Raw genomic sequence first — 11,783 nt, 5'->3', positions numbered from 1 at the left:
TATTGGCTTCATTTTAGGATAATAAAAAACCCACCGAAGTGGGTAATTATATTCCTATTATTTTATCGATCTGCTTCCTTAAACCTATAGCAGAAAACACACCGGCAGTTGCGCCAATTGTATTTGCTAAAACATCTGTAACATCTGGAGTTCTTGTAGTTGTTAAAACTCCTTGCATAATTTCAATTGTAATTCCGAAGAAAACTGAAAATATAAACGAAATCAGATAGGCTTTATAATCGTTTGCATGTTGTCCTTTAAGCTCTTTTTTGAAAAACAAAATCCAAGAAATCGTAAATCCAAAATGAAAACAAAAATGAACGATCTTGTCTATACTCGGGAAATCTAACGCTGGGATATTACTTGAATTTGTCAAACAAAAATAAGTAATGATACCTGAACAAATAATTGCCCAAATTAAAAGAAGTTGTTTAGGCACCGATCAATTGTTTGTAAGCTGCGTCAGACAACAATGAATCTATTTCTGATGCATCAGCAATTTTAATTTTGATCATCCATCCTGCTCCATAAGGATCAGAATTTACAGTTTCTGGAGCACTTTCTAAATCGTCATTGAATGCGATGATTTCACCTGTTAATGGTAAAAATAAATCTGAAACCGTTTTTACAGCTTCAACAGTTCCAAAAACCTCATCTTTATTTAATGTCTGATCTAAAGTTTCTACCTCAACATACACGATATCTCCTAACTCTTTTTGTGCAAAATGAGTAATTCCTACAGTCGCAACATCTCCATCGATGCTAACCCATTCGTGATCTTTTGTGTACTTTAAATTTGCTGGTATGCTCATAATAGTATGTTTGAAAATTGATAATTTAATAATTAAGTCACAAATGTAATAATCTTCTAATAAAATTTACTTCAGAATCCTAAATTTAATTTCCGAAATTATATCTGAGCGTAAATCCTGATCTAATATTTGTAAGCGGGAAAGAAGTCGAAATAACTGCTTTTGAAAATGAATGGTCATAATAAAATATGGCTGTCAAATTTTTGCTGAAAGCATAATCTGCCGTTAATTTTAATGCCCAAATATTTTGACCTGCCGCCAATTGGTTATTGTCGTAATCCAAATAACGCACTAATGTTTGATTATTTCGATATGAAAAATCTGCTTTTATATTAATATCACTTTTAATAATTCCTGTTGGGCTATCGGCCAATCTAGATGAAAAGATAACATCTTTAAAACGGTATCCCATACCTACAACATATTCAACTCCTCGTACTTCAGTCAATAAATTATTATCAAAACTCATTGATAATGCACGGTCTCTTTTAACCTCTGTAAGCAAACGGAATGAATTTTTCAACTCAAAATCAACACGAATCAACGGGCTGAATTGCTCTACCAAATTGACATTTGACATTATCGTGCCGTTGTAGAAATTCGTATTAACATCTTGACCATTCGGGTTTTCATGATAATCAAAGTTAGATCTAAACTGGTTTATTGTATAAGATGCACGGTAGTTATGCTGCAATGAGAAACGTCTAAATTTATCTTTGAAATACTTATAACGCATCAAACCATTGTATTTTATACTCCAGTTTGGAATCGGGAAACTTCTAAATATATCTGTAGAACTGCTCGATGCATTTCCTCCTGAATAAGCCGCCAAAAATGATGGCAATAAAACAGCCTGGTTACTTTTTGTATAACCAATTGGATACCCAACATTCGCCGTATAAATAGCATAATTTGGATCACCAACCGCCGGAATTGGATTGTTTGCATCTCCATACCTTGGTATTTCATTTCCTGCACCATAATGCTCTTCAGCCAAACGATTGGCAATCACCAAACGATTATTCCTAAATTCATCAAATGCCGCAGATTGTGTTTCATTGCTTGTAGCAAATGATGTTTTAATCAACACCGTTGAAATCGAAAACATTCCATACGTATATGGCGACAAAGGTGTATATTCTCCATTTATAACACTATATTGTTCTGATGAATTTTCCGAATAAGCGCGATCCATAGACAAATCAATTTTCAAATCTGGCAACAAATCAATATTGGCTGTTACCTTCAAAAGCTTGTTTGTAACCTGTGTGAAATTTTGATTGAAATTTTCATAATTAGTCAACCACCCATTTTTTGCAGACTCATAACGAACATCGTCTTGGCTTCCAAAAATAAATCCTAACGAAGGTTTTGATGTACCGAAGAAACCAATACTTGGCGTATAACCCGGCAATACGGTTCCGCTGTTTTTAGTATAGTTAACCTGAACGCTTTTCAAACTTGTTAAAACACCAATCAAACCATCATAAAACGGACTATTATTAGCTGCCACTGTTTTTGTTGGAGTACTTACCACTTTTTCTCCTGGTTTTGGAGGACCAGCATGTTTAGGTTGTGTAGCTTTTTTAGCGCCAGGTGTAAGTCCAAGATATTTGTACAGCAAATTCATATTTAAAGCGGATGTAAACGTATTTGAATTTGCATTCTGAATCGTATTTCCTAAATTATATTGAATTCCATTATCATCAACAAACTCAGCCATTGCCGTAGAAGAACGTTGCCAACTGTAATCTGCCTTGTATTCATAATTTGCTTTTATAAAACTCAAAACCGGAATTTTATTAAGTGGAATTTCATAATTCAACACAATTTGCTGCATGTGCTGATTTGGAGTTCCTAAATCAAAATAATCATCCCAGATATTAAAATCTTCTTTTGGCGTTTTGTCTTCATTCAAATAATTTTTCACAATATTATTTGATGCCGCTGTATAGGTTAATTTTAAAGATTTTGTCACATTAAAACCAAAACCATATTGATAATTAAAAGCAAAATTTCTTCTATAAAGTGGATCAAGACCAATTCCTTCCACTTCAACAAGTCTGTATTGCTGACGGTTGCTTTGTCTTAAAATATTTGTGTTGAATGTAATATTTGAAGGCAAATAATTGAAATTGAAATCGCTCAACATTTTCCAATAATCACTTTTTTTCATGAATTGGGTCTGCTTGAATGGCACAACTTCTTTTGGCTGGAAAGTATAAGCATAATTCACTGCCGAATTCGATTGCTGGTCACGATAATCTTCTACTTCATAATCGTGACGCGCCACTTCATTATACGATTGTGAGAATGTGAAATTTTCTACATCATAAACATGAGGTTTCGCCTCTGGAGCTCTATCTTTTCTAACACCAATAAAGTTAATGCTCTTGCGTTTCGTATAATCTACTGCACGCGTTCTAATATTGTCTTTCTCTGCTGGATCAGTTGTTTCTTTTAGCAATTGATCCAGTTTAATATCCTGATTGAACGGATCATATTCTGGCGTAATAACTTCTTCGCCAATAGCATAGTTGAATGGCAAATTAATTCCCCATTTATGAGGCATTAATTTTCCTAAATTCAAATTCGTTACAATATTATATTGCTGGATATCTTCTCTGTCTCTTTCGTTTGCACCTTGCTCTAAAGATCCGAAACCAATTGTACTTTTTCTTCCAGTAGCTGAAACTGTTGCAAAATCGGCCATATTGGTATCAACATTCAGCAATGCGGCCATCCCGCCTTTATTGTCCAAATCTGACATTCGAAGCTCATTGAACCAAACCTCTCCTTTTATATCCTTATGATCGGCCCTACTCTTAACTCCGACCATTAAATTTCTAACCAAACCAAAATTCGGATTTCCTTTAATACCTAATCTTAATTTGCTGTCGCCGTCACCACCGCTCGAAGCCAAATCCGGATCATCATCAGGATAATATACTCCGTTAATATCTCTTTTTGGAGAATTAACATCCAAAGGCATGGCCTTGATTTTCATACGAGTCAATAATTCAAGCGCCAAATCAATGTTATTTTCTTCCATCCAAACCAAATCAGGACTTATAGTACAAGAACCTCCCGTTGGCGTTACTTTTAATGGAATTTCGACTTGATAATAATTTTGTGTAAAGTCATTACCAAAACGAATAAAACCAACCATTTCGTCATCTAATAAATTCGCTTCATTTGGCAATGATTCTGCGTGCAAGAACATTTTCAGCTTTTTGTATTGACGCATATCAACGCTTACATTCTTGAAAACCGCTCTTGAATCTGCATATTGCAATCCGGCACCACCAATTCGAACTGCCAATGCTTGTTCGTTTTGGTTGATGATAGTATTATTATTATACAATTGCTCTCTTTGAACTCCTGGAGGCATTACATAATTTACTGGACATTTTGTACCATTTTCTTGAATGTTAACTGCCGCAACATCAAATTGAACACCATCATCATCTGGATTTGGATCGCTTGCATCAAGTGTTCCTGTATATTTTCTCCATTCGCCTCGTACCAAATCCAAAGCTCCAAAACGAACTGTCATTTGATCATTAAAACCGGTCATAAACATACGCATGAAACGAATCGATCTAAAATCAGTTATATTTCCAATTGTATTTTGAGGCGATGCTACTGGAATCTTAAACTGAATCCATCTTGCCGTTGTAGTTCCGCCGTTTGGCAATTCGACATTGCTTACTTCGCGAATGTCTGTAATATAATTGGAGCCAACCTGCATTCCTGGCTTAAGTTCAACACTGTATTCGTAGTAAGCGTTAATCGTACTCATGGTATTATCACGATTAATATCCTCCACGTCTGGCAATGTTGTAGAACCACGATTTGGATCATCAACACTTACTGCTGAGTTTCCTTCTGTACCATTATATTTTTTATAGCGGTTGATAACATCACCATCAGTATTCAAATAATAGGTATAATTATCTGCTGCAGGGTCACTTTCTCCTGCATAATTCGTATAAATCGAACCTTCTTTGGCATCAGGCAAACCATCAAGACCCACGTCTTGGTTTCTACGATTATCTGGATTGGTGTCAAATGCATAAATCAACGACTGAGAAGCTGGTACATCTCCCCAAATTGGTTGTGGATTTACCATTACTTGATCAGGGCCTAAACCATTCTCATATTGTTTTCTGCCATCTTTTAAAACATCTTCGGAAATTTCACCTAAGTTGAAATAAATTTTACCCGTATTATTTGCCGGTGCTTGTCCATTTCCTACATAAGGATCCAATACCCAAAATTGAATATACTCCACATTTCCTTGTTCAAAATTGGTAGAATTTAACGCCCGCATGATTCCCCCGAAATTATTAGACGGATTGTTAGTTCCAAAATTTGGATCATTATTATAAGGTCCTCTATCCGATGGGAAATACGTCAAGTCGAGTGTATTAACAACTTGAATCTGACCTTGTGCGATATCTGTATTTGGATAAAGCTCTTTACTATAAATTCTTCGGGTTGTATTTAAAGATAAATCATCGTTTGAAATTCCACTTGGTTTTGACGAATAAAAAACGGGATCAATAGTGTACCAAGCCAATTTTGCACGTTTAAAACCGTAATCTAATGTATTCGAATTAGCATTAAAAGTATTGTCGTTTATTGACCCCACAAAAGGTGTCGAAGCCAAACTCCATGCATAAGCAGACCTCATATCAATAGTAGTTTGCGAACCTTCAAAATCATCAACATAAATAGTTGCCTCGCCTTCAAAATCACTTGCTTTTGGAGCATCGGGTTTTAGGAACGCAACCTCACCACGAATCGAAAGATTTGATGGAACATCGGTATCGATATTTGGAAGTTTGTTTACTAATCTTGTAAAAAACGGAACCTCTGTAGCATAATTTCCATTAAATCCAAAAATCGTGTTGTTTACAGATTCCTGACCGTAGCTTGATTTTTGTGTAAATGGCTTTTCAGACATTTTCAAGTAAGAACCTCCAACAACAAATTTATCTGAAATTTTATGCTCTACATTGAATCCTATAAATCTTCTGGTTTGTTGACCAAAAATGGAATTATTCTCTAACGAAACTTCAATTGGTGTATTTGAAGCCTGAAGCGAAGGATCTAAAATTTGAACACGCCCTAATTGATAATCGACGCTATAATCAATTCCTTCAACCAATCTTCTGCCTGCCGCCATTACCACAACAGATCCTTGAGGCACATTGAAAGCTCCAATTGGAATTCCGTTGCTTCCTGAAGATTTGTATTTTCCGCGCAACAAGAATTTATTCTTGTCACTATCCTGCAAAGCACCAGATTGTGTATTACGGTACATATTTCTAAATACATATTTCTGCTGATTCGCATTATAAGTACTTGGGTCATTATAGGTTTCTCCTGAACCTTGGTTTTGCAATTTTTTAAACAGCAATTCTCCAAAAGGCTCTTTCGTAGTAAAAATAATTCTACCATTTTGAACATCAACCGTAATACCTGGCAAATAATCAAAGAAACCATCTCCACCAGTTTGTGGGTCATTATTGTAGTTCAATTTATCCAAATTGAAGACATTCAATAAAGGGGTTTGATCTACTTTATTGTCTGGTGTTGGATTGGATGGAAAAGAAGTTCCAGCAACTGGCGAAATATAATTTATAGGAGAAGGATCAGTATATAGAATGTTCATTCTAAAATCATCCTGCTTGATTTGATAAGCTTGCGGAATTTGATAAACGTTTTTCATCATCAAGTTCCAAACCGGATTTTGCACATTTGTCAAATTACTCTTAAGCATTTTCAAAATCAAACTCTGGGTAATAATGGCCTGATTTGAATTATTGCTTCCTGTTACAACAGTCGCATCAACACCATCGCTTCCAAATTCCCCTACTTGGTAAATCTTGCCTCCTTCAGTATATTCGTAGGCAACGGCCAAAATTTCATCATTTGCCAAACGCTGTTGTAACGATATGTATCCTAGTTGTGGGTTATACGTAAATTCGTTTGCGGTTAATTTTCTAGCATTTTCTAATATCGAATAATCAGTTCCTTCACTAATATTTGTATTGTTAAATCCAGACTTTGCCGTAACAATTTCTCTAATGTTTGAATTTAAAAATGAGCCTGGCTGTCCAATTGCTTCTGGATTATAAGCATTGTTCTCATTTTCTGCAGGAGAATCAACAAGTACTGAAGGATTAAAGAATCCATTTGTTGAACTGATCACAACCACTTCATTATCTGGAACGTCACTTAAACGTCCTTCACCTAAATCCTGAAGTGCAACTACGTTACGAAGGTTATTGCTGGTTGTGCTTACTCTGTTTTGTTTGTTGGTTACCCAAACTTCAATACGAGTAATTTGAACACGGCTATTTATGACTGGATACGTTTTTAATGAAGCATCATATTTATCTCTAAAATATTGCGACAAGAAAAAGTGTCGATCGTTATCATAATCCAATGCATATAAGTCAAAGTTTTGAACCGTACCACCTCCTTCGGCTACAACACTTTTGGTTTGCGATTTTTGTTCAGAAAAAACACCCGTAACTGTTGTTCTTCCAAATTGCAATTGAGTTTTGACACCAAATAAACTTTGTGCTCCACGAATTAAAGTACTGTTTAAAGGCATGCTGACATTACCCACTTCGACTTTTTGAATGATATCGTCCTCAGAAGGCGTGTAAGCAAGTTTAAATAAGTTTTGAAAAGCAAATGTGGACTGGGTGTCATAATTTGCATTTACTTCTAATCGCGTACCCACTTTTCCCATTAAACTCATACTAATACGCTGATCAAAATCAAATGTTAGACTGGATCTGTTTCTTGGTGAAAACGATGGATTGTCTTGCTTGGTGTATCGTATCCCCAAATCCATTTCGACAGAACCTGTAGGCTTTACATCAATTGTATTGCTTCCAAAAATACTTTCAAAGAAATTTGAATTTACGTAATATCTTGGCAGTAAATTCTTTTTTGCGGCTTCACTTCCTGCTTTTTTCCCATCAATTGCATCGGCCTTTTTTCTGAAATAATCTCGACGAGATTCTTTCAAAACCAATGCTTCATATTCTTTGGGCGTTAAAATAATAGGATAATTGACCGGAAAACCGTCAACAGAATTGGTATAAATATAACGATCAGATATTGGATCGTATTTATAGGCCGCTAGTATGCTTGGAGGATCCTTCAGTTCTACCTTTCCTGTAGAATACTGAGTTTTGGTTGTATCTTGAACTGCCGGATTTACTTGCGATCGCAAAACATTACCGCAAAATAAAACCAGTAAAAAAATACAAATTTTACGCATACAATTGGTTTATGTTAGTTGTGTTACAAGCTTTTTAATGCTTTTTTGATGATGGTTTCTGCTGTAGCTTCTGGATCTTCTTTTACAATCCTTTCCACTACTTTTTCAGAAGCTTTTCGGACAAATCCTAAAACTTCCAAAGCAGATAACGCTTCATCTCTATTTGTATTGTTTTGAATTACTGAAACTTCATCCAAATCGTACAACTTTAACACTTTTTCTTTTAAATCAAGTATAACTCTCTGGGCAGTTTTGCTGCCAATTCCTTTAATTGACTGAATAACTGCTACATCTCCAGATGCAATAGCATTTATAATTTGTTTAGGTTCTATTGAAGACAACATCGTCCTCGCAATATTAGCGCCTATACCAGAAACCGACAATAACATTCTGAATATTTCGCGCTCTGACTTTTCTACAAAGCCAAATAAAGTATGCGCATCTTCTTTGATTTGAAGATGCGTATACAATTTTATAAAATCAGCATTAGGAATTAGCGAAAAGGTATGTAAAGATATATTCACATGGTATCCCACTCCACCACAATCAATTACAACTTCTGTGGGATTCTTTTCAACTAGTTTCCCTTGCAAATGTGCTATCATAAAAATAATTTATAATACCAAATATACATAAAAAGTAAGACAATACTCTTATCCTTTTAGTAGTCTATTGGGCTAATTTATTTTTTTTAATTTCTTTTTCTTGAGCATCTATCACAGCAATTGCTGCCATATTTACCATTTCTTCAACACTTGCACCTAATTGGAAAATATGCACTGGCTTGCCAAGTCCCATCATAATTGGACCAATTGAGCCTGCTTTATTTAATTCTTTCAATAACTTGTAAGTAATGTTTGCCGACTCTAAGTTAGGGAAAACCAACGTATTTACTTTTTTACCTGCCAATTTAGAAAAAGGGAATTTTTCTTTAAGCATTTCTGAATTTAAAGCAAAATCTGCTTGAATCTCTCCGTCTACAATTAATTCAGGGTGGTTTTTATGCAAATAAGCTACTGCATCTCTTACTTTTGAAGCATTTTTATGTGTTGATGAACCAAAGTTCGAATAAGAAACCATTGCAATAACTGGCTCAATACCAAACATTTTTGCTGTTTTAGCCGTCATTAATGCAATATTTACTAAATCTTCAGAAGATGGATCAATATTGATTGCTGTATCTGACAAGAACATTGGTCCACGTGCTGTAAGCATCATATTTGCAGTTGCAACAAGTGAAGCTCCTGGCGCTTTTTCAATCAATTGAAGCATTGGTTTTACTACACTTGGATAACTTCTTGAATATCCTGTAACCACAGCATCGGCCTCGCCTTCGTTTACCATCATAGCTGCGAAATAATTTCTTTCGCGCATAAATTTCTGAGCATCAAGCAATGAAACACCTCTGCGCTCTCTTGATTCCCAGTATGAATTTGCAAAACGGTTACGTCTTGCTTCTTCTTCGTTTGTTTTAGGATCAATGATTTCTAAATCTGCATCAAAACCTAATTCTGATTTTAACTCCAAAATAGTTTCTCTGCTTCCTAATAAAACTGGAATACCTATTCCGTCTTCGTATACAATTTGTGCTGCTTTTAATACATTTAATTGATCTGCCTCAGCAAAAACTACTCTTTTAGGATCTAATTTTGCTCGGTTTGTAATCAAACGCACCATTTTATTATCGTTACCCATACGCTCGCGAAGCTTATCTTCATAAGCAGCCCAATCTGTAATAGGATTTTTTGCAACTCCAGATTCCATTGCCGCTTTTGCAACTGCAGGAGCTACAACTGTGATCAATCTTGGATCAAATGGTTTCGGAATAATATATTCTTGTCCAAAACCAAGTTTTGTCGCCCCATAAGCTACGTTAACCTGTTCTGGAACTGGTTCTTTTGCCAAAATAGCCAAAGCTTTTACCGCAGCCATTTTCATAGCTTCGTTGATTTTTCTAGCTCTTACATCTAGCGCTCCTCTAAAAATATATGGGAATCCAAGCACGTTATTAACCTGATTAGGAAAATCAGAACGGCCTGTAGCCATAATAACATCTTTACGTGTTTCTACAGCTAAATTATAATCGATTTCCGGATTTGGATTTGCCATTGCAAACACAATCGGGTTCTCTTTCATTGTCAATAACATTTCTGGCGACAAAATATCTCCTGAAGACAATCCGATGAAAACGTCAGCGCCTTTTACAGCTTCTGCCAATTCAATCTTTGGACCATCAACAGCATATTTCAATTGTAATTCTGAAAGCGAAGGATTGTCTTTTGTCAAAAGTCCTTTACTGTTATACATCAAGATGTTTTCTACTTTTACACCTAATAAAACATATAAATCAGTACAAGCAATTGCTGCAGATCCTGCTCCAGAAACTACCATTTTTACATCTTCAGCTTTTTTGCCCGCTAATTCAAGTGCATTAATTAAAGCTGCCGAAGAAATGATTGCTGTTCCATGCTGGTCATCGTGCATTACCGGAATATCCAATTCTTCTATAAGTCTTCTTTCGATTTCGAAAGATTCCGGCGCTTTAATATCTTCAAGATTAATTCCTCCAAAAGTTGGAGCGATATTTTTTACGGTCTGGATAAACTCTTCTACATTTTTTGTATCAACCTCGATATCAAAAACGTCAATATCAGAGAATATTTTAAATAATAAACCTTTCCCCTCCATTACAGGTTTTCCTGCTTCAGGTCCAATATCTCCAAGTCCTAAAACAGCTGTACCGTTTGAAATTACGGCAACTAGATTTCCTTTTGCTGTATATTTATAAACTTCTTCAACATTTGCTGCAATTTCTAAACATGGCTCTGCAACACCTGGCGAATATGCCAATGACAAATCTCTCTGCGTTGCGTATTTTTTTGTTGGAACTACCTGAATTTTTCCTGGAGTTGGCTCTGAGTGGTACAGTAGCGCTTCTCTTCTTTTACTCTCTTTGTTCATTATTTTTAGCTTTTATTCTAGCTTACAAAGATATAAGTCTTAGTTTAAAATGGGCTGTTTTTACTGCTTTCTTTTGTTAAAATAACAATTTGAGCTATCAAAAAAAAATAGTCCTTCAAAATCAGGACTATTTATAAAAGTATATTTTCGGATTTTCTTTTATTGCGAAATATAAGAATTCAAGTGATTTATAGTATCTTTTTGAATCTCGATTATTGCCTTTACAACATCGCTGATGGAAATAATTCCTACTACAGTTCCATCTTCTAAAACGGGCAAATGTCTGAATCTTTTTGTGCTCATCAGCTCCATGCAATCTTCAATATTATTTGAAAGATTTACTGTGATAACATTGCTTTCCATAATTTCATGAACAAAAGTCTCTTTTGACGATTTATCTTTCAAAACAATTTTTCGAGCATAATCCCTTTCAGATAATATTCCTTTTAGGTCAGTTCCATCAATTACAAGAATTGCCCCTATGTTTTTTTCGCCCATTACTTTCAATGCTTCATAAACTGTTGTAGATGAAAGTACGGAATAAACATTTCTTCCTTTTGCGTTTAGTATTTGATTTACAGTCATATCTGAAAAAATTTAGATTTATAAAGTTATAAAAAAAATGACACAATTTAGTATTCCCCCTCACTTTTTGAAAACCTAATTAATTCATTTTAAATAAAATACATCTATTTTTTATTTTT

General features: G+C 35.0%; 6 protein-coding genes. All 6 read right to left on the bottom strand.

Going from position 1 to position 11,783, the window contains the following annotated elements:
- Positions 1 to 46: 46 nt before the first annotated feature.
- The 6 genes from SCB73_RS10135 to SCB73_RS10110 all read right to left on the bottom strand — a co-directional run bounded on the left by SCB73_RS10135 (position 47) and on the right by SCB73_RS10110 (position 11,664).
- Positions 47 to 439: a VanZ family protein gene (locus SCB73_RS10135; protein ID WP_320569903.1), complete on the bottom strand. Its 393-nt coding sequence runs from the start codon at positions 437 to 439 to the stop codon at positions 47 to 49.
- Positions 432 to 812 carry a glycine cleavage system protein GcvH gene (gene gcvH, locus SCB73_RS10130; RefSeq protein ID WP_320569902.1) on the bottom strand — a complete coding sequence of 127 codons (381 nt, stop codon included), beginning with the start codon at positions 810 to 812 and terminating at the stop codon, positions 432 to 434. Before gcvH ends, SCB73_RS10135 begins: the two co-directional genes overlap by 8 nt.
- Positions 813 to 897: 85 nt before the next feature.
- Positions 898 to 8,118, bottom strand: coding sequence for a T9SS outer membrane translocon Sov/SprA (sov, locus tag SCB73_RS10125; RefSeq protein WP_320569901.1), 7,221 nt, complete (start codon positions 8,116 to 8,118; stop codon positions 898 to 900).
- Between the two features lie 23 nt (positions 8,119 to 8,141).
- On the bottom strand, positions 8,142 to 8,723 hold the full coding sequence (gene ruvA, locus SCB73_RS10120; RefSeq protein ID WP_320569900.1) for a Holliday junction branch migration protein RuvA: 582 nt from the start codon (positions 8,721 to 8,723) through the stop codon (positions 8,142 to 8,144).
- A gap of 64 nt (positions 8,724 to 8,787) precedes the next feature.
- Positions 8,788 to 11,079: an NADP-dependent malic enzyme gene (locus SCB73_RS10115; protein ID WP_320569899.1), complete on the bottom strand. Its 2,292-nt coding sequence runs from the start codon at positions 11,077 to 11,079 to the stop codon at positions 8,788 to 8,790.
- Positions 11,080 to 11,238: 159 nt separating this feature from the next.
- On the bottom strand, positions 11,239 to 11,664 hold the full coding sequence (locus SCB73_RS10110; RefSeq protein WP_132989273.1) for a CBS domain-containing protein: 426 nt from the start codon (positions 11,662 to 11,664) through the stop codon (positions 11,239 to 11,241).
- Positions 11,665 to 11,783: the final 119 nt, after the last annotated feature.

The organism is Flavobacterium sp. KACC 22761, from assembly GCF_034058155.1.
GTDB lineage: Bacteria > Bacteroidota > Bacteroidia > Flavobacteriales > Flavobacteriaceae > Flavobacterium.
This window is presented reverse-complemented; position numbering and strand designations above follow the sequence as displayed.